12 protein-coding genes are annotated in these 18779 nt (G+C 69.5%); 3 read left to right on the forward strand and 9 right to left on the reverse strand.

Annotation, left to right across the window (positions count from 1 at the left end; all coding sequences use genetic code 11):
- Positions 1 to 62 precede the first annotated feature (62 nt).
- Entirely contained in the window at positions 63 to 1514 is a 1452-nt protein-coding gene (locus tag VNS22_RS22250; RefSeq protein WP_325736384.1) for a PepSY domain-containing protein, read from the forward strand.
- An 82-nt stretch (positions 1515 to 1596) separates the two neighbouring features.
- On the opposite strand, the gene VNS22_RS22255 is transcribed toward VNS22_RS22250, so the two are convergent.
- The 4 genes from VNS22_RS22255 to VNS22_RS22270 all read right to left on the reverse strand — a co-directional run bounded on the left by VNS22_RS22255 (position 1597) and on the right by VNS22_RS22270 (position 7878).
- Entirely contained in the window at positions 1597 to 2421 is an 825-nt protein-coding gene (locus VNS22_RS22255) for a 3-keto-5-aminohexanoate cleavage protein (RefSeq protein ID WP_325736386.1), read from the reverse strand.
- On the reverse strand, positions 2418 to 3338 hold the full coding sequence (locus VNS22_RS22260; protein ID WP_325736388.1) for a 3-hydroxyacyl-CoA dehydrogenase NAD-binding domain-containing protein: 921 nt from the start codon (positions 3336 to 3338) through the stop codon (positions 2418 to 2420). The genes VNS22_RS22255 and VNS22_RS22260 overlap by 4 nt, the downstream gene beginning before the upstream one ends.
- Before the next feature lie 199 nt (positions 3339 to 3537).
- On the reverse strand, positions 3538 to 6672 hold the full coding sequence (locus VNS22_RS22265) for an efflux RND transporter permease subunit (protein ID WP_325736390.1): 3135 nt from the start codon (positions 6670 to 6672) through the stop codon (positions 3538 to 3540).
- A gap of 6 nt (positions 6673 to 6678) precedes the next feature.
- Positions 6679 to 7878, reverse strand: coding sequence for an efflux RND transporter periplasmic adaptor subunit (locus tag VNS22_RS22270; RefSeq protein WP_325736392.1), 1200 nt, complete (start codon positions 7876 to 7878; stop codon positions 6679 to 6681).
- A gap of 153 nt (positions 7879 to 8031) precedes the next feature.
- Here VNS22_RS22270 and VNS22_RS22275 point away from each other — a divergent pair, with 153 nt between their 5' ends.
- Positions 8032 to 8667, forward strand: coding sequence for a TetR/AcrR family transcriptional regulator (locus VNS22_RS22275; RefSeq protein ID WP_325736394.1), 636 nt, complete (start codon positions 8032 to 8034; stop codon positions 8665 to 8667).
- On the opposite strand, the gene VNS22_RS22280 is transcribed toward VNS22_RS22275, so the two are convergent.
- Positions 8668 to 10509: a transglycosylase domain-containing protein gene (locus VNS22_RS22280; protein WP_325736396.1), complete on the reverse strand. Its 1842-nt coding sequence runs from the start codon at positions 10507 to 10509 to the stop codon at positions 8668 to 8670.
- On the reverse strand, positions 10506 to 10691 hold the full coding sequence (locus tag VNS22_RS22285; protein ID WP_325736398.1) for a DUF3553 domain-containing protein: 186 nt from the start codon (positions 10689 to 10691) through the stop codon (positions 10506 to 10508). The genes VNS22_RS22280 and VNS22_RS22285 overlap by 4 nt, the downstream gene beginning before the upstream one ends.
- Positions 10692 to 10798: 107 nt before the next feature.
- On the opposite strand from VNS22_RS22285, the gene VNS22_RS22290 reads away from it, so the two are divergent.
- A complete protein-coding gene (locus VNS22_RS22290) occupies positions 10799 to 11047 on the forward strand; it encodes a hypothetical protein (RefSeq protein ID WP_325736399.1) in 249 nt (82 codons plus the stop codon).
- Between the two features lie 74 nt (positions 11048 to 11121).
- On the opposite strand, the gene VNS22_RS22295 is transcribed toward VNS22_RS22290, so the two are convergent.
- The 3 genes from VNS22_RS22295 to VNS22_RS22305 all read right to left on the reverse strand — a co-directional run bounded on the left by VNS22_RS22295 (position 11122) and on the right by VNS22_RS22305 (position 18776).
- Positions 11122 to 14211, reverse strand: a complete 3090-nt coding sequence (locus VNS22_RS22295; RefSeq protein ID WP_325736401.1) for an efflux RND transporter permease subunit — start codon at positions 14209 to 14211, stop codon at positions 11122 to 11124.
- Positions 14208 to 15389, reverse strand: coding sequence for an efflux RND transporter periplasmic adaptor subunit (locus VNS22_RS22300; RefSeq protein WP_325736403.1), 1182 nt, complete (start codon positions 15387 to 15389; stop codon positions 14208 to 14210). Before VNS22_RS22300 ends, VNS22_RS22295 begins: the two co-directional genes overlap by 4 nt.
- A 222-nt stretch (positions 15390 to 15611) precedes the next feature.
- On the reverse strand, positions 15612 to 18776 hold the full coding sequence (locus VNS22_RS22305; RefSeq protein ID WP_325736406.1) for a multidrug efflux RND transporter permease subunit: 3165 nt from the start codon (positions 18774 to 18776) through the stop codon (positions 15612 to 15614).
- Between the last annotated feature and the right edge of the window lie 3 nt (positions 18777 to 18779).

Below are 18779 nucleotides of genomic sequence, written 5' to 3' on the forward strand. Positions count from 1 at the left end.
CCCCCGGACCCATTGCCCTGCCCGGCGCCGTCCTGGTCCTCGAGTTCGCTTGCGAGACGACGATGCACGACACTGCTGCTCCGCTGCCGGCGGCCGTCAGGCTGCCGGCCCGCGATGCCATCCACCGCGCCGTGTGGCGCTGGCACTTCTATGCCGGGCTGCTGGCCCTGCCGTTCATGATCCTCCTGGCCGTCACCGGCGGCCTGTATCTGTTCCACGATGCGCTGGACGGCTGGTTCCACCGCGACGTGCTGAGCGTCGAGGCGCGCAACGCCCCGATGCTGGCACCGGAGACTCTGGTCGCCAACGCAGAGGCGGCTCATGCCGGCACGGTCTACCAGTTCGTGCCGCCCGTCGGGCCGACCTCCTCGGCCGAGGTCGGCTTCAAGGGTACGGACGGGGCGAAGTTCTCGGTCTATCTCGATCCCTATGACGGCCGCGTCCTGGGCACCATGGACGACAAGTCCTCGGTGATGTGGACGGTGCGCCAGCTGCACAGCCTAGCCCTGTTCGGCACCTGGCCCAGCTATGCGATCGAGGTCGTAGGTGGTGCCGTGATCATCCTGGTGGTGACCGGCTTCTATCTCTGGTGGCCGCGCAGGCGGCAGAACGGCGGCATCGTCAGCCTGCGCGGCACCAGCAGGCACCGCCTGTTCTGGCGCGACCTCCATGCCGTGACCGGGATGGTGGCCGGCCTGTTCATCGGCTTCCTGGCGCTCACCGGCATGCCCTGGTCGACCTATTGGGGCGACCGGTCGCTGGCGATGCTGACCAGCTTCGGCCAGGGCTTTCCGGCAGGGGCCTGGGGCGACACGCCGGTCTCCAGCCTGCCCATGCACGCGGTGGTCGACGAGGTCGGCTGGACGATGCAGCATGCACCCGTCCCGACCTCGCCCAGCATGAGCGACCACCATCATGGCGCGGCGGCTCCGGCTCCCTCCGTGGACCCAAAGCTGCTGCCTTCCCCGATCGGGCTGAACCGGGCGGTCAGCACCTTCGAGGCCATGGGCCTCGCCCCAGGCTTTGCCGTAGCCCTGCCGGGGCAGGTGGATGGCGTCTATACCGGCTCGGTCTATCCGGACGATCTCGACCAGGAGCGGGTGATCCATCTCGACCAGTACAGCGGCGAGGCCATCATCGATGTCGGCTTCAACGACTACGGCCTGGGCGGCAAGGCGATCGAGTGGGGCATCAATGTCCACATGGGCCAGGAGTTCGGTCTGGCCAACAAGATCGTCATGGCGCTGGTCTGCGTCGCGATCGTGCTGATGGCGGTGTCGGCGGCGGTGATGTGGTGGAAGCGCCGCCCGGCCGGCGGCCTGGGCGTGCCCCCCTGGCCTGCGGACCGCCGGATCGCGGTGGGCGTCACCGTGCTGGTGCTGGCCCTGGGTGCCGTGTTCCCGCTGACCGGGCTGACCATCCTGGTCATGCTGGTGCTGGACCAGCTCTGGCTGGCGATCGCCCGCTGGCGGGCCATGCCGAAGGCTTCCCGGCAAGCCGCCGTCATGCGATGATGGACGGTCGCCTCGATCGATGGGTCCTCGGGGCCGACGCAAATGGATGTTTTGCGAAACGAACCCGAGGACCCATGTCAAATCAACGACTTGAGAACTTTCGACGCAGCTCGGCCGCCGTGATCGTGCGCCGGCCCAGGCCGGCCAGCGCCGCAACCGCACCCGCCACCTGCGCCTCGTTGGACCGGGCCGGTGTGCCGTCGGGTGCCAGCCGGTTGTTCTCGAAGCCGATCCGCAGGTCCCCGCCCAGCAGTGCCGCGGCCACCAGGCAATCCAGCTCCTGGGCACCGAAGGCGCAGACCATCCAGGGCCAGTCCGGGTCCGCCGCCTGGAGGAAGGGCAGCAGGTCCGGCGGTGCGGAGCGCTGGCCCTCGCTGTAGCGGCCCAGCACGTAGAGCACCGAGGGCCGCTCGTCCGGCACCACACCGCGGGCCACCAGCCCCTTCAGCCGCAGCACGTCGGCGCGGTCGTAGAGGATGTGCTGCAGCCAGATGCCGGCCTCCTGGCACCAGGCGTAGAACTTCGCCGCTTCCGGCTCGGCGGCAGGGTTGGGCACCAGCTCGCGCAGCGCCACCGACGCCGCCTCCGGCCGCACCGTCCGGACCAGCGCCATCTGCGCCTCCGGCTGGTAGAGCCCGACCGCCTCGGTGGTGACCTGGATCACCAGGCGGTCGCCCACGGCAGCCTCGACCGCAGCGATGCAGGCGCGGACCAGGCCCGGGTCCAGCGAGTGGCCCTCCTGCTCGTCGCGGGCGTGCAGGTGGATCATCGCGGCACCGGCCGCAAGGCAGGCGGTGGCGGTGTGCGCCAGTTCCTCAGGGGTGATCGGCAGGGCCGGATGGTCGGCCTTGCGCAGCCGGGCACCGTTCGGCGCCACTGCGATGGCGACCGGCGGACGGGCGGTCATCGGCCGGCCTCCGCGCGGGCCAGGCGCAGTGCCACCAGGGCCGCGTCCCGCTCCGCCTCCAGTTCCGCGATCGACCGGCCGCCCGCCTCGGCCAGCACGCCGTCGACCAGCTTCGCCTTGAGCTCGGGTGTCAGCCGAGGCTGGCCCAGATCCTGCCAGCGCCGCTCCTGGCTCGGGCCCAGATGGTCCAGATAGTGCCGGATGCCACCCTGGCCGCCGCCCAGGTGATAGGCAAGATGAGCGCCCACCACCGCCCAGCGCAGACCCGGCCCGTCGCGCAGGGCTTGGTCGATCTCCTCGACTGAGGCCACGCCTTCTTCCACCAGATGCACGGCCTCGCGGTAGAGCGCGGAGGACAGCCGGTTGGCGATGTGCCCGCGCATCTCCTTCTGCAGTCGGACCGGCCGCATGCCGAGCCCGGCATAGAAGGCCTGGGCGGCATCCAGGCAGCCGGCATCGCTGCCGTACAGCTCGACCAGCGGGACCAGGTGCGGCGGGTTGAACGGATGGGCGACGATCACCCGCCCTGCCTTCGCGCAGCCGGCGGTGAGCTCGCTCCAGAGCAGGGAGGAGGTGCTGCTGGCGACGATGGCGCCTTCCGGTGCCGCCAGGTCCAGCCGGCGCAGCAGGTCGACCTTCAGCTCGATCCGCTCCGGTGCGTTCTCCTGGATGAAGCCGGCTTCCGCCGCCGCGGCCTCGGCCGAGCCCGCCAGGGCCAGCCTACCCGTACCGTCGCGACCCAGCCGGCGCAGGCTCTCCAGGCAGGGGGCGAGCTTCGACTCCAGCTCGGCCAGGTCCGCCACCGCCGGGTCGTGGACGGTCACGTCGTGGCCGTTTGCCAGGAACAGGGCGGTCCAGCCGACCCCGACCGTCCCGAAGCCGATCACCGCGACATGGCGGCCGGCAGGCTGCGCCATCTGCTCCTCTCCCTCTGGATGCCGTGGCGGCACAACTGGCTCGGCATGGGCGGAGGGTCCAGGCAAAACCCGCGGTCCGGACCGTCAGCCGCACAAGGAGAGAGGGCAGGGCGCCGTGCGCTGGCCTCAAGCAACGAAAAAGGGCGGCGCCTCCCGCCGGAGGCGCCGCCCATGACGACGACCGAGACCTGCGGCCCGGCTATTCCGCCGGCACGCCTTCCGGCTTGTGCGCCTCCAGCTGCTCCTTCTTGCCGAACATCCTGCGCACCGCCACGAAGAACATCGGCACGAACAGGATGCCCAGGAAGGTCGCCGCGATCACGCCACCCAGCACGCCGATGCCGATCGCGTTCTGGCCGCCCGAGCCCGCCCCGGACGAGATCGCCAGCGGGGTGACGCCCAGGCCGAACGCCAGCGAGGTCATCAGGATCGGGCGCAGCCGCATCCTGGCCGCTTCCAGCGTCGCGTCCATCAGGCTCTTGCCCGCCTCGTTCAGGTCCTTGGCGAACTCCACGATCAGGATGGCGTTCTTCGCCGACAGCCCGATCGTGGTGAGCAGGCCCACCTGGAAGAACACGTCGTTGGACAGGCCCATCAGCATCGCTGCCGAGAGCGCGCCCAGCACGCCCAGCGGCACCACCAGCATCACCGAGAACGGGATCGACCAGCTCTCGTAGAGGGCGGCCAGGCACAGGAAGACCACCATGATCGAGATCGCGTAGAGCATTGGCGCCTGCGAGCCGGCCGCGCGCTCCTGATCGGAGATGCCGGTCCACTCATAGCCGAAGCCCGGAGGGAGCTGTGCCATGATCTTCTCGACCTCTTCCATGGCAGCGCCCGAGCTGAAGCCCGGAGCCGGCTGGCCCAGGATCTCGACCGAGGGCTGGCCGTTGTAGCGCTCCAGCCTGGGCGAGCCGTACGCCCAGTAGGCGGTGGCGAACGCCGAGAACGGCACCATCTCGCCATTGCTGTTGCGCACGTACCAGAGGTCCAGGTCGCTGGGCATCATGCGTGCCGGCGCGTCGGCCTGAACGTAGACCCGCTTGATCCGGCCACGGTCCAGGAAGTCGTTGACGTAGGTGCCGCCCCAGGCGGTGGTCAGCGCGTCGTTCACATCCTCGATCGACAGGCTGAGTGCGCCCACCTTGTGGTGGTCGATCTCGATCCGGTACTCGGGCTGGTCCTCCATGCCGTTCGGCCGCACCGCGACCAGGTTCGGGTTCTGCGCCGCCAGGCCCAGGAACTGGTTGCGCGCCTCCATCAGCGCGTCGTGGCCGAGGCCCGCGCGATCCTGGAGCTGCACGTCGAAGCCGGTGGCGTTGCCCAGCTCCAGCACGGCCGGGGGCGCGAACGCGAACACCATGGCGTCCTTGATCTGGGAGAAGGCGCCCATTGCCCGCCCCGCGATCGCCGCCACGTGCTGCGCCGGGTCCTTGCGCTCGCTCCAGTCCTTGAGCAGCACGAAGCCGATGCCCGCGTTCTGCCCCGAACCGGAGAAGCTGAAGCCCGCCACCGTGAAGATGGAGGCGACCGAATCGGCCTCGTCCTCCAGGAAGTGACGCTCGACCTGGTCCAGCACCTCCCAGGTGCGCTCCTGCGTGGCGCCCACCGGGAGCTGCGCCTGCACGAACATGATGCCCTGGTCCTCGTCCGGCAGGAACGCGGTCGGCAGGCGCACGAACAGGTAGCCGACGCCGACCGCGAGGATCAGGTAGACGACCAGGAAGCGCGCCGCCCGCCTGGCGATGTAGCCGACCAGGCCGACATAGCCGTGCGTGGTCTTCTCGAAGCCGCGGTTGAACCAGGCGAACGGGCCGCGCTTCGGCGGATGGGACGGCTTCAGGATGGTGGCGCACAGGGCCGGGGTCAGGATCAGCGCGGTCAGCACCGACAGGCCCATCGCCGAGACGATGGTGATGGAGAACTGCCGATAGATGACGCCGGTCGAGCCGCCGAAGAAGGCCATCGGGATGAACACCGCCGACAACACCAGGCCGATGCCGATCAGGGCTCCGGTGATCTGGTCCATCGAGCGCCGCGTCGCCTCCTTGGGCGGCAGCTTCTCGTCGTGCATCACGCGCTCGACGTTCTCGACCACGACGATGGCGTCGTCGACCAGCAGGCCGATCGCCAGCACCATGGCGAACATGGTGAGCACGTTGATGGAGAAGCCCGCGGCCTGCAGGATCGCGAACGTGCCGAGCAGCACCACCGGCACCGCGATGGTCGGGATCAGCGTCGCGCGGATGTTCTGCAGGAACAGGTACATCACGAGGAAGACGAGCACGACCGCCTCGAACAGCGTGTGCACCACGCTCTCGATCGAGACCTTCACGAACGGCGTCGTGTCGTAGGGGATGATGACCTCCAGGCCCGGCGGCAGGAAGGCTTCCAGCTCGGCCACCCTGGCGCGTACCGCCTCGGCCGTCTCCAGCGCGTTGGCGCCCGCGGCCAGCTGGATGGCGAGCCCGGTCGACGGACGGCCATTGTACTTGGCCGCCGTCGAGTAGTTTTCCGCCCCGATCTCGACCCGGGCGACGTCGCCCAGCCGGATGGTCGAGCCGTCCTCCAGCGTGCGCAGGAAGATCTGCTGGAACTGCTCCGGGGTCTGGAGGAGGGACTGCGCAGTGATGGTGGCGTTGAGCTCCTGGCCCTCCGTAGCCGGCAGGCCGCCCAGCTGGCCCGCAGCCACCTGGGCGTTCTGCGCGCGGATCGCCCGGATGACGTCCTGGGGGGTAAGGCCAAAATTCACCAGTTTGCGCGGATCGAGCCAGACCCGCATTGAATACTGCGCGCCGAACAGCTGCACCTCGCCGACACCGCTGACCCGGGAGATCGGATCCTGGATGTTGGAGGCGATGTAGTCCGCGATGTCGGTCTGGTCGTAATCGGTGCCTTCGGCCGCCACCAGGCCGACCACCATCAGGAAGCTGCTCGACGCCTTGGCCACCTGCACGCCCTGGCGCTGCACCTCCTCCGGGAGCAGCGGGGTGGCCAGCGCCAGCTTGTTCTGGACCTGGACCTGCGCGATGTCGGGATTGGTGCCCGGCTCGAAGGTCAGGGTGATCTCGACCTGCCCGGACGCGCTGCTGTTCGCCGACATGTAGCGCAGGCCGTCGATGCCCTTCATGCGCTGCTCGATCACCTGGGTGACCGAATCCTCGACCACCTTGGCCGAGGCGCCGGGATAGTTCGCGGTGATCGACACGGACGGCGGTGCGATCGCCGGGTACTGGGCGACCGGCAGCGTCCAGATGGCGAGTATGCCTGCCATCATCACGACGATGGCGAGCACCCAGGCGAAGATCGGCCTGTCGATGAAAAAGCGGGCCACCTTGCCTTACCTCCGGATCGCCTGGTCGTCGCCGGACGCATCGGCCACTGAGTTCGCCTGCTGTTCGGCCGGAGCCACCTCGGCCCCCGGCCGCACCTTCTGCACGCCCTCGACGATGACCCGCTCCCCGGCCTTCACGCCCTCGGAAACCAGCCAGCTGTCGCCGACGGAGCGGTCCACCACGATGACGCGCTGCTCGACCTTGTTGTCCGGCAGGACCACGAGCGTGGTCGCCCGGCCCTTGGGGTCCCGGGTGACCGCCCGCTGTGGCACGAGGATCCCCTCAGGATCGACGCCCGCCTTGATCGCCGCGCGCACGAACATGCCGGGCAGGATGACGTTGTCCGGGTTGGGAAACAGGGCGCGCAGGGTCACCGCACCGGTGCTCTCGCTGACCGTCACGTCGGCGAACTCGAGCGTGCCGGGATGGCCGTAGGTCGTGCCGTCCTCGAGGGTGAGCTCGACCTCCGCCTTGCCCGGCTCGACCCGCTGGTAGCGCCCGTCCTCGACCGCGCGCCGCAGCTTCAGCAGCTCGGCGCTGGCCTGGGTCACGTCGACGTAGATCGGGTCGAGCTGGTGGATGGTGGTCAGTAGTTCGGGCTGGTTAGCCGTGACCAGCGCGCCCGCGGTGAACGCGGACCGGCCGGTCCGGCCGCTGATGGGCGCCCGGACGGTCGTGTAGTTGAGGTTGATCTCGGCTGCCGCCAGATCCGCCCTACGTGCCTCGACCGCGGCGTTGGCCTCGCCCAGGGCCGCGGTCGCATCGTCATAGGCGGCCCGGCTGACCGCATTGGTGCGCACCAGCTCCTCGTTGCGCCGCGCCCGGTTCTGCGCGGACACCCTCGCTGCTTCCGCCTGGGCCAGTTCCGCCTTCGCGGTCTCGTAGGCCGCCTGGTAAACGGCCGGGTCGATCCGGTAGAGCGGCTCGCCCTTCTCGACGTCGGCACCCTCGCGGAACAGCCGCTCCTGCAGGATCCCGGTGACCTGCGGGCGGACCTCGGCGATCTGGTAGGGAGAAGCGCGCCCGGGCAGCACGGTGGTGATGTCCACGGGCTGCGTCGTCAGCGTCACCACCGTCACGGGCGTGGGCGGCGGCGGCCCCGCGTCGGTCTGCGCGCCACCTGCCTCTTCCTGCTCGCAACCGGCCAGCACCAGGACGCCGGCGAGCAAGAGGCCGGCCGGGATCCGGCCGAGAATATTCCGCATGCGCAAACTCCGACGAGGTCGACCACGCAGCCGCACCGGAGCCTCAGGGAGGAGGCATCGACGATACGACCGTCGCTTGTCTAGAATGAGCGTTCATTCTATGAATGCTGCAAAGCAGCGTCAAGTTGCAGCAGCGCTGGAGAGAAAGGGTCGGTGCCCGAGTTGGAACGAGATGGGATTGCCGAGCGGAGCTGGCCTGAGCGGACCCGCAACGAGTCACGCCGGCAGCAGGTCCTGCAGGGGGCGACGCAGTGCTTCTGCCGCCACGGCTTCCACAACGCCAGCATGGCCGAGATCGCCAAGAGCGCCGGCATGAGCGTCGGCCATATCTACCATTATTTCGAGAGCAAGGAAGCGATCATCATCGCGATCGTCGAGGGGCAGCAGGAGGAGGTGCTGGCGCTGCTCGATCAGGTCGAGCGCAGCTCCGTTCCTTTGGCTGACGCGCTGCTGCACGAGGCGGCCCGTGGCGTGGACGGCTGCATGGACGTGGCCAGCACCGCGCTGATGCTCGAGGTGCTGGCCGAGGCGGCGCGCAATCCCAAGGTCGCGGAGGTGGTGCAGGCCTCCGACGCGGTACTGCGCAGGCGGATGCGCGAGGTGCTGGCCAGGGCGATGGGCCATGCCGATCCGGCCGACGTGCCGGCCATCGAGGACCGGGTCGAGAGCCTGTTCACGCTGTTCCAGGGCATCCCGGTGCGCGCAATCCGCAATCCCGCGCTGGACCGCGAGCGCATGGTGCGCATCGTCCGTGAAACGATCCGCTGGATCCTGCACGAGCCGGCTTGATCAGGACGCCCCGATCACGAACGCACGGAAGATCCGGGCCGGGAGGCCGCCGCCGGTTTCCCCGTCCATCGGGGAGCGGTCGTCGTTGCCGACCCAGATCGCCACGATCGTGCCGTTCCCGGTACCGCCGACGAACCAGGCATCGCGGAAGTCGGAGCTGGTGCCGGTTTTGCCGAACCCGCCGGGCACCGCCGCCGCCTTGCCGGTGCCGTGCTGCATCGCCTGGGCAAGCAAAGCGCGCATGGTCGCCGCCGTTTGCGGCTGCAGCGCCCGGACCGGTGCCGGTGCGGCGGGCGTCTCCTGGCGCCCCGCCTCGTCGCGGATGCCGCGGAGCCAGACCGGCATGCGCAGGCGGCCGTCGCCGGTCATGGCCGCATAAGCCGCGGCGAGTTCCGGCATGCCCAGCTCGGCGCTGCCCAGGAGCAGCGAGGGCACGGCCGGCAGGTCCGAGGCGATGCCCAGCCGCCGCGCCGTGGCGATCACCTCGTCCAGGCCGATCATCATGCCGAGCTGGACCGCTGCCGTGTTCACCGACAGGGCCAGCGCTTCGGCGAGCGTCACTTCCGGCCCCGGCGGTGCCACGATGTTGCGCGGCCGCCAGCCGTCGATCACCGGCGCCTCGGTCGGGATCGGCTGGTCCGGCCGGTAGCCGGCTTCCAGTGCGGTGGCGAACAGGATCGGCTTGAATGCCGAGCCCGGCTGGCGACGCACCTGGCCCGCCCGGTCCAGTCCGCCCACCGATCCTGGCACCGAGGCTGCAGCCAGTACCTCGCCCTGAGCCGAGAGCACCAGCATCGCCCCGGCCGTGGCACCCCGCCGCCCTTCCGCCAGCCCTGCCAGGAGTGCCTGCCTGGCCCGCCGGCTGAGACCGGCATCCAGCGTCGTGCTGGCGACCAGCGCCCCCGGCATCTGCCGTCGGGCGCGCTCGGCCAGCGTGCGCAGCGTCGGATCGGCATAGCCAGAGGCGAGGATCCGGGCAGGTCTGGCGCGCGCGGCATCCGCATCCCCCTGGCTGATGGCACCGGTGGCGACCATGGCCTGGAGCACCACACCGGCGCGGGCCTGCGCGGCATCGGGATTGCGGCCAGGGTCCAGCCGCGAGGGCGCCTTGACCAAGCCGGCCAGCAGCGCTGCCTGCGGCAGGTCGAGCGCTGCGGCCTCCGCCCCGAAATAGCGTCGTGCAGCCGCCCGGATGCCGGTCACGCCGGAACCGAGATAGATCCGGTCCAGATAGGCCGCCAGGATCTCCTGCTTGCTGAGCGTCGCTTCCAGCCACAGTGCCAGGGCCGCCTCGCGCAGCTTGCGCAGAAGGCTGCGCTCCGGCGTGAGGAAGGCCAGCTTGGCGAGCTGCTGGGTGATGGTGCTGCCGCCCTCGCTGATCCGCCCGGCGGCGAGGTTGCGCAATGCCGCCCGCATCACGCCCATCGGATCGATGCCGTCGTGCTCGAAGAAGCGCCGGTCCTCGATCGCGACGATCGCGTCGACCATGGGTCGCGCCACCTGGTCCAGCGTCAGTGGCCGAGCGAACCCGTCGCCGAGCGTGGTCAGCGGGACGCCCTGCCGGTCCAGGAGGGTCACCGCCGCCGTCCGGGCGGGCCGCGTGACGCCTGCGGCGAGCAGGGCCGCATCCGCCACCAGCACTGCCACGGCGAGCAGCGGCAGGAGCAGCAGGAACAGGGATAGGCGGCGGCGCCAGCGTGGGCGGGCAGGGGGCACGTGGTCGGGGCGTCCGGGCCTGCGGCGGACCGGCGCGGGCGGCGGAGGCGTGGGTGGCCGGACCACCCGGCGGCTGCGGGTGGTCCGGGCGGCCGGGGCGGGCCCGGCCGGCGCGCGTCGGCTCATCGGCTGCCGGGATCGGGACGGACCGGCGCGAGTGTCACATGGCGCAGATCGATCGTGACCTTGCCGCGATGTTCGAAGTTCACCGTGACACGGTGGCCGATCACGCTCTGCACCATGCCCACGCCCCAGTCGGGCTCGCGGGGATGCCGCACCAGGGCGCCAGGCACGATCGACAGGTCCATGCGTCAGCTCTTCCAGCCAAGGCGGTCATCCGGCCGGCCTTCATCGAACATTAACCAGCCGGCCTCATGCTGCGCGTCGAGACGGACAGGTTGGTCGAGGAATGGGAATGCTGGATGTCCTGAAGCCCCGCTGGTGGCGATCCTATCAAAGGACGGAGGGCCTTGCCGTGGCCCTGCCGACACATGGCGCGGATTTGCCGGTGGCAGCACTGCTGGCCCCGGCCGCGGCGTCCCCCCTGCCTGACATATTGGGGGATTTCCTCGGTGCGGAAGGTGCCGAGATCATCGACCTGCTGGCGTTCCGCCATACCCGTGCCTCCAGCCATGTTCCATTTAGACCGAACCGATCCGGATGACGAGAACATGCTTGAGCCATCCATCGGCTCCGCTGCGCGGCCAGTGGGCGGCTGAGGCCGGCGCTGCCGATGGTTCAGGCCGGTGCCGCCAGGGACGAGCGGCCCTGACCACGGCGCGTGGCGAGCCGCTCCAGATAGAGCCAGACCACCGGCGTGATGTAGAGGGTGACCAGCTGCGAGACGGCGAGGCCGCCCACCACCGCGATCCCCAGCGGCTGGCGGAGCTCGGCACCGGCACCCAGGCCGAGCGCGATCGGCAGGGCGCCGAAGATCGCAGCGAACGTGGTCATCATGATCGGCCGGAAGCGCCGCAGGCAGGCCGCGCGCACTGCGGCAACCGGCTCCGCACCGGCGCGCCGCTCGTCCAGCGCCACGTCGACGATCATGATCGCGTTCTTCTTCACGATGCCGATCAGCATCACGATGCCGATCACCGCGATCACGGAAAGATCCATGTCCAGCCAGAGCAGCGCCCAGATGGCGCCGATCCCGGCAGACGGCAGGCCGGCCAGGATGGTGATCGGATGGACGAAGCTCTCGTAGAGGATGCCCAGCACGATGTAGATCGTGAGGATCGCGGCCAGCAGCAGGATCGGCTGGTTGGCGAGCCCGTCCTGGAAGGCCTGGGCGGTGCCGGAGAAGCCGCCGACCACCTGCGGAGCGATATTGCCCTCGACGCGGGCCCGCTCGATGGCGCTCACCGCGTCGCTCAGGGCATAGCCAGGGGCGAGGTTGAAGGAGACTGTGGCGGCCGGCTGCTGCGACTGGCGATTGACCGCAAGCGGCCCCGCCTCCCGCGTGGTCCTGGTCACCGCCGACAGCGGAACACTGTCGCCGTCGCTGACCCTCACGAACACCCGGCCCAGGATGGAGGGGTCGTCCTGCTGTTCCCGGCCGGATTCCAGGATGATCGAGTAGCTGTCGGTGCTGGTGTAGATCGTGCCGACCTCGCGCGTGCCGAACGCGTCGTAGAGTGCCGAGCGGATCTGGTCGGAGCGCACTCCGATCGCCGCCGCCCGGTCCTCGTCGACCTCGATCCGCAGCTGCGGGTTGGTCACCTCGAGGTCGCTCGACACGTCCTGGATCTCGGGCAGCCTGGACATCGCCTCGATCAGCTGCGGCACGGTCTCGATCAGCGTCGAGAGCTCGGCGGTCTGGAGCGTGTACTGGTACTGGCTGTTGGACGAGCGCCCGCCGATGTTGATGTTCTGGACCGGGTTGAAGAAGGTCTTCATCCCCGGCACCGTGCTGGCCGCCCGGCGCAGCCGCGCTGCGACGTCCTGGATCGACTCGGTGCGCCCCTCGTCGCGGCTCTTCAGGGCAATGAATATCCGGCCGGAATTGAGCTGGTCGCCGCCCACCCGCGAGTTGAAGTAGGCCACCGCCGGGTCGGCGGCCACGATCTCGGCGACCCGGCGCTGCTGCTCGACCATCGCGTCGAAGCCGATGTCGGGCCTGGCCTCGGTCACCACCGACAGAAAGCCGGTGTCCTCGGTCGGAAAGAAGCCCTTGGGCACCGCGACATAGAGATGGATGGCGTAGGCGAGGGTGCCGAAGGTCGCCAGGAGGGTGAGGAATTGGTGGCGCAGCACCACGTCCAGGGTCCGCCGGTAGATGCCGGTCATGCCGTCGACCAGCCAGTCGGCCGCCCGGGCGAACAGGTTGCCCCGCCCGGCGCGCGGGTCGTGCGGCTTGAGGAAGCGCGAGCAGAGCATCGGGATGAGGGTGAGCGAGACGAAGCCGGAGATCAGGATCGCCACCGAAATGGTCACCGCGAACTCGCGGAACACCCGTCCGACCACACCGCCCATGAACAGCACCGGGATGAACACCGCTACCAGGGAAATGGTCATCGAGACGATGGTGAAGCCGATCTCGCCCGAGCCCTTCAGTGCTGCCTGGAAGACGCCCATCCCTTCCTCGACATGGCGGACGATGTTCTCCAGCACCACGATCGCGTCGTCGACCACGAAGCCCACGCACAAGGTGAGGGCGAGCAGGGTCATGTTGTTGATCGAGTAGCCGAGCAGCGCCATCACGCCGAACGTGCCGATCACCGAGACCGGCAGGCTGAGTGCCGGGATGATGGTGGCGCGCGGGTCCTTCAGGAATACGAAGATCACCCCTACCACCAGGGTGGCGGCGATCATCAGGTGGCTGGTGACGTCGTCGATCGCCTCGCGGATCGAGACCGAGCGGTCGTTGGTGACCTGGATCGAGATGGATGGCGGGATCTGCGCCTGAAGGACCGGGATCACCTCACGGATCCGGTCGACGACCGCCACCGTATTGGCATCCGGCTGGCGCTGGATCGCCAGCACGATGGCGCGCTCACCGTTGAACCAGCCAGCACCCCGCTCGTTCTCGACCCCGTCGCGCAGGTTGGCGATCTGGCCCAGCCGCACCGGCTGGCCATTGCGCCAGGCGACCACCAGCGGCCGGTACTCGTCGGCGTTGGACGGCGGGTCCTGCGGGTCGATGGTCAGCGTGCGCGCGGATCCGGCCAGAGTGCCGACCGGAGTGGTCGACGCGGCCGATGCGATGGCGTTGCGTACGTCCGAGGTGGTGAGGCCGCGGGCTGCCGCCTGGACCGCGTCGACCTCGACCCGCACCGCATATTTCTGCCCGCCCCAGACCAGCACCTGGGCCACGCCCTCGATCTGCGAGATCTGGTTGGCGAGCAGGCTCTCGGCATAATCGTTGACCTTGGAGAGCGGCAGGGTCGCTGAGGACAGGCTCAGGAACAGGATTGGCTGGTCGGCCGGATTGACCTTGCGGAACGAGGGTGGGGTCGTCATTTCCGGCGGCAGCCGCCGCTGGGCGGTGGACAGCGCCGACTGCACGTCGAGCGCCGCTCCGTCGATGTCGCGATCCAGCTCGAACTGGATGGTGATGTTGGTGCTTCCCTGCGTCGACTTCGAGGTCATCGTGTCGATGCCGGCGATCGTCGCGAACTGCCGCTCCAGCGGCGCCGCCACCGAGGAGGCCATGGTCTCCGGGCTGGCGCCGGGCAGGCTGGCTGAGACCTGGATGGTCGGGAAGTCGACCCGCGGCAGGGCCGCGGATGGCAGGGTGCGCCAGCCGGCGATGCCGCCCAGGAGGATCGCCACCGTCACGAGCGTGGCCATGACCGGGCGGCGGATGCACAGCTCCGCCAGCTTCACAGCCGCGCCTCCAGGCCCTGCTGGCTGTCCTCGACATGCACGGCCGCCCCGTCGGTCAGGCGGATCTGACCCTCGGTGACCACGGTGGTGCCGGCGGGCGGGCCGGAGGCCAGCACGGCATAGGCGCCAGCGGTACGATCGACCTGCACCGGATGGACCCTGGCCTTCTGGTCCTGGTCGATCACGAACAGGAACGAGCCGGTCTGGCTGATCTGGACCGCATCGCTCGGCACCACCAGGGCGTCCGGATCGTCGCGGAGGATCAGGCGCGCATCCAGCACGGTGCCCGGCCACAGGCGCTGGTCGTCGTTCTTGATGCGCGCGCGGACGGTGACCAGCCCGGTGCCGCGCTCGACCTGGTTCTCGACCATGGTGACCGGGCCGGTACGGGTCTCCGTGCTGCCCGGAAGGGGCACCTCGATCCGCGCGGTGCCGGCGAGCAGTGCCTGGGACAGTTCGCCCAGCAGGTTCTGCGGGATGCCGATCGCCACGTAGATCGGGTCGACCTGGTTCAGGGTGGCGATGGTCCCGCCTGTGTCCGAGCCGCGTACGATGGCACCCGGGCTCACCGCCAGCCGGCCGATCCGGCCGTCGAATGGCGCAGTGACCCGGTGGAAGGAGCGCTCCAGCTGCAAGGCGCGCAGCTGTGCCTCGCTGGCAGCCAGGCCCGCGGTCAGGGAGGCCACCTGGGTGCTGGCATCGTCCAGCGACTGCCGAGCGGTCGCACCACGCTGCGCCAGGTCCTGGGCCCGACCCAGGATGACTTTGGCGTTCTCCATCTGGGCACGGTCGCGCCGGATATTGGCTTCCTGCTCGTCGATCTGCGCATCGATCGGCCGGGCGTCCAGCTCGACCAGGAGGTCGCCGGCCTTCACCAGCGCGCCGTCGGCGACCAGGATCTTCTCCACCACGCCGTCCACCCGCGAGCGGATGGCCACGGTCTCGACCGCCTCCACCGTGCCGACCGAGCGGAACTCGACGGGCACGCTGCGGATCGCCACCTGTGCCACCTGGACCGGCACCGGGGCCGGTGCCCGTGCCGCCTCCGGCTCGGCCGCGGTTTCGCCGCGGACCAAGAGGGCCGTCTCCCGGACCCAGGCGGGCGCCCCGTCCAGCCAGGGCACCGGATCGCCGAACCGCAACCAGGCGAGGCCAAGCGCCAGAACTGCTACGCCCATTAGCAGCCAGCGGCCCTGCCGGCCGCGGCGACGCGGCGCCTGCAGGCCATCTGCCGGATCCTCCGAAGAGGCCGCACCTTCATGCGACCGCGGCTGCGTGGGTAGATTCATGAGTAAAGCCCGGTTGCCGACCGACGACGCAAGCTTAGGCCCCCGTGGCGACAGGTGCAGCGGCCGTTGCGTAACAAACTATGTCGGTACGAGCGTCCCTGCCAGCTCGGTTCACTCCGCGGGTGGCGGAATCGCGTGGGTCTGGTCACCCGGGTGCGGCGGGGCCGGCCGCCAACCGGTCCGCTCGCGCAGATGCTGGAACACCACGTAGAGCATCGGAATCAGCAGGATCCCAACGGAAGCCGCCGCCAGCATGCCGTAGAAGACCGGCGAGCCAACCGCGATCCGGCTGGCCGAGCCCGGCCCGGTCGCCAGGATCAGCGGCACCAGCCCCAGGATGAAGGCGAAGCTGGTCATCATCACCGGACGGAAGCGCAGCTTGGCACCTTCCACCGCGCTCTCGCGCAGGCCCATCCCCTTGGCGCGCATCTCCAGGCTGAACTCGTTGATCAGGATGGCGTTCTTGGCGGCCAGCCCGATCAGCACCACCAGCCCGATCTGCGCGTACACGTCGAACGGCAGCCCGGCCAAATACAGGCCACCGATGGCACCCAATATGCCCACCGAGACCGAGAGCAGCACCGGGATCGGGATGTTCCAGCTCTCGTAGAGCCCGACCAGGAACAGGTAGGCGAACAGCACGGCCATCACGAGCACGATCGAGGTCTTGCCGGCGGCCTCCTTCTCCTGGAGCGCCGTGCCGGTCCACTCATAGCCGTAGCCGGCCGGCAGGCGCGCGCCCACCCGTTCCATCGCCGCGATCGCGTCGCCGGAGCTGGCGCCCGGTGCCGGGCCACCGTTCAGGGTGACGCTGCGAAAGCCGTTGTAGCGGCTGATCACCGAGGGGCCGAGCTCCAGCCGGACCGAGGCGATGGCGTTCATCGGCACCATCTCGCCCTGGGAGTTGCGGACATTGATCCGGAAGATGTCGTCGACCCGGCGCCGGTAGTCGGCCTCGGCCTGGATCTGCACCTGCCAGGTCCGGCCGAACACGTTGAAGTCGTTGACGTAATAGCCGCCGAGCGTCGCCTGCAGGGCGGAGAACACGTCCGAGACTGCCACGCCCAGGGTCTGGGTCTTGTCGCGGTCCAGGTCGAGATAGATCTGCGGCGTGTCGGCGTTGAAGGTGGTGAAGACGCCGGCCAGCTCCGGCTGCTGGTTGGCCTCCACGACCGCCGAGCGGATCACCTGGGCAAGCGTCGCCATGCTGCCGCCCTGCAGGTCCTGGAGTTGGAACTCGAAGCCGCCGGTCGAGCCCAGGCCGGTGATCGGCGGCACGTTCAAGGGCACCACCTGCGCCTCGGGGATCGCCGCCAGCTCGCCGCGCAGCGCCGTGAGGACACTGAACACGCTCTCCTCGGGCGCGGTGCGTTCCTCGAACGGCTTCATCGTGCCGATCAGGAAGGCGCTGTTCGGCTTGGCCAGGCTGTTCAGGAAGTCGAAGCCGATGATCCCGGTGACCGCCTGCACGCCGGGCTTCTCCTGGATGATCTGCTCGGCCCTGCGGGCCACCGCCTCGGTCCGGCCGACCGCGGCCCCTTCGGGCAGGGTGACGATCACGAAGAAGGCGCCCTGGTCCTCAGCAGGCAGGAAGCCCTTCGGGGTGGCGACGAAGCTGCTCCAGATGCCGAAGCCGATGACCGCCAGCAGCGGCACCGCCAGCACCGCCAGGCGCACCAGCCGGGCGACCAGCGCGCCATAGGCGTCGCGTACCCGGTCGATGCCGCGCAGCACCCAGGCGAGCGGGCCGCGCTGGGGCGGGCGATGCCCCTGGCGCAGCAGGACAGCGCACAGGGCCGGGGAGAGGGTCAGCGCGTTGATCGCCGAGAGCAGCATGGCGACCGAGACCGTCACCGCGAACTGCCGGTAGAGCTCGCCCACCAGGCCCGGGATGAAGGCGGTCGGCACGAACACGGACAGGAGCACCAGGGTGATGCCGATCACCGGGCCGGTGATCTCGCGCATCGCCTTGCTGGTGGCCTCGGCCACCGACAGATGCGGCTCCTCGTGCATCACCCGCTCGACATTCTCGACCACCACGATCGCGTCGTCGACCACGATGCCGATGGCCAGCACCAGGGCCAGGAGCGAGATGGTGTTGGCCGAGTAGCCGATCGCCAGGAGGACGGCGAAGGTGCCGACCAGCGCCACCGGCACCGCGATGATCGGGATGAGGGTGGTGCGCCAGTTGCCGAGGAACAGGAACACCACCACGGCGACCAGGACGAAGGCCTCCATGAGGGTCTTGACCACGTCGTCGATCGAGGCGCGCACGAACAGGGTCGTGTCGTAGTCGACCGAATGGCTCATGCCTTCGGGGAAGCGGCTGGCGAGCTGTTCCAGGGTCGCGCGTACGGCATCGCCGGTGGCGACCGCATTGCTGCCGGGCGCCTGGTAGACGGCGATCGAGGCGGCCGGCTGACCCTGGTAGGTCGAGTGCCGGTCGGCGGACTGCGCGCCGAGCTCGACCCTGGCGACGTCCTGCACCCGCACCACCGAGCCGTCGGGCAATGCCCGCAGGATCAGCCGCTCGAATTCCTCGACCGTGCTGAGCCGGCCGAGCGTCACGATGTTGAGCTGGAGCTGCTGGTCGGTGGCCACCGGCTGGGCACCGATCCGCCCGACCGCCGCCTGGACGTTCTGCGAGGAGATCGCCTGGGCGACGTCGGAGGGGGTCAGGCCGTAATTGGCCAGGCGCTGCGGGTCGAGCCAGACGCGCATCGCGTAGTTGAGCGGGCCGAACAGCATCGCGTCGCCCACGCCCGGCACGCGCTTGACCGCGTCCAGCACGTTGATGGTGACGTAGTTCGACAGGAACAGGGCGTCGTAGCGCCCGTCCGGCGAGGAGAAGTTCACGACCTGCAGGAGGGCGGACGACTTCTTCTTGATGCTGAGGCCGGTGCGGCTGACTTCCTCCGGCAGCTGCGAGAGCGCCAGGTTCGCCCGGTTCTGCACGTTGACCGTGTTGATGTCGGGGTCGGTGCCGAGCGCGAAGGTGACGTTCAGCGTGTAGCTGCCATCGGCACCCGAGGTCGACTTCATGTAGAGCATGTTGTCGACGCCGGTGACCTGCTGCTCGATCGGCTGCGCCACGGTCTGCTCGACCACGTCGGCCGAGGCACCGGGATAGGTCGCGGTCACCGACACCATCGGCGGCACGATGTCCGGGAACTGGGCCTGCGGGATGGCCATGATCGAGAGGGCACCCGCCAGGGTGATCACGATCGAGACGATCATGGCCAGCCGGGGCCGCTTGATGAAGACGTCCGAGATCATCGT

The sequence above is a fragment of the Geminicoccus sp. genome, assembly GCF_035556675.1.
In the GTDB taxonomy this organism is placed as follows: Bacteria; Pseudomonadota; Alphaproteobacteria; order Geminicoccales; family Geminicoccaceae; genus Geminicoccus.

Coding starts and splice junctions, on each gene's coding strand:
- VNS22_RS22250 (WP_325736384.1), top strand. CDS start 63: ATGCACGACACTGCTGCTCCGCTGCCGGCGGCCGTCAGGCTGCCGGCC.
- VNS22_RS22255 (WP_325736386.1), bottom strand. CDS start 2,421: ATGACCGCCCGTCCGCCGGTCGCCATCGCAGTGGCGCCGAACGGTGCC.
- VNS22_RS22260 (WP_325736388.1), bottom strand. CDS start 3,338: ATGGCGCAGCCTGCCGGCCGCCATGTCGCGGTGATCGGCTTCGGGACG.
- VNS22_RS22270 (WP_325736392.1), bottom strand. CDS start 7,878: ATGCGGAATATTCTCGGCCGGATCCCGGCCGGCCTCTTGCTCGCCGGC.
- VNS22_RS22280 (WP_325736396.1), bottom strand. CDS start 10,509: ATGAGCCGACGCGCGCCGGCCGGGCCCGCCCCGGCCGCCCGGACCACC.
- VNS22_RS22285 (WP_325736398.1), bottom strand. CDS start 10,691: ATGGACCTGTCGATCGTGCCTGGCGCCCTGGTGCGGCATCCCCGCGAG.
- VNS22_RS22290 (WP_325736399.1), top strand. CDS start 10,799: ATGCTGGATGTCCTGAAGCCCCGCTGGTGGCGATCCTATCAAAGGACG.
- VNS22_RS22300 (WP_325736403.1), bottom strand. CDS start 15,389: ATGGGCGTAGCAGTTCTGGCGCTTGGCCTCGCCTGGTTGCGGTTCGGC.
- VNS22_RS22305 (WP_325736406.1), bottom strand. CDS start 18,776: ATGATCTCGGACGTCTTCATCAAGCGGCCCCGGCTGGCCATGATCGTC.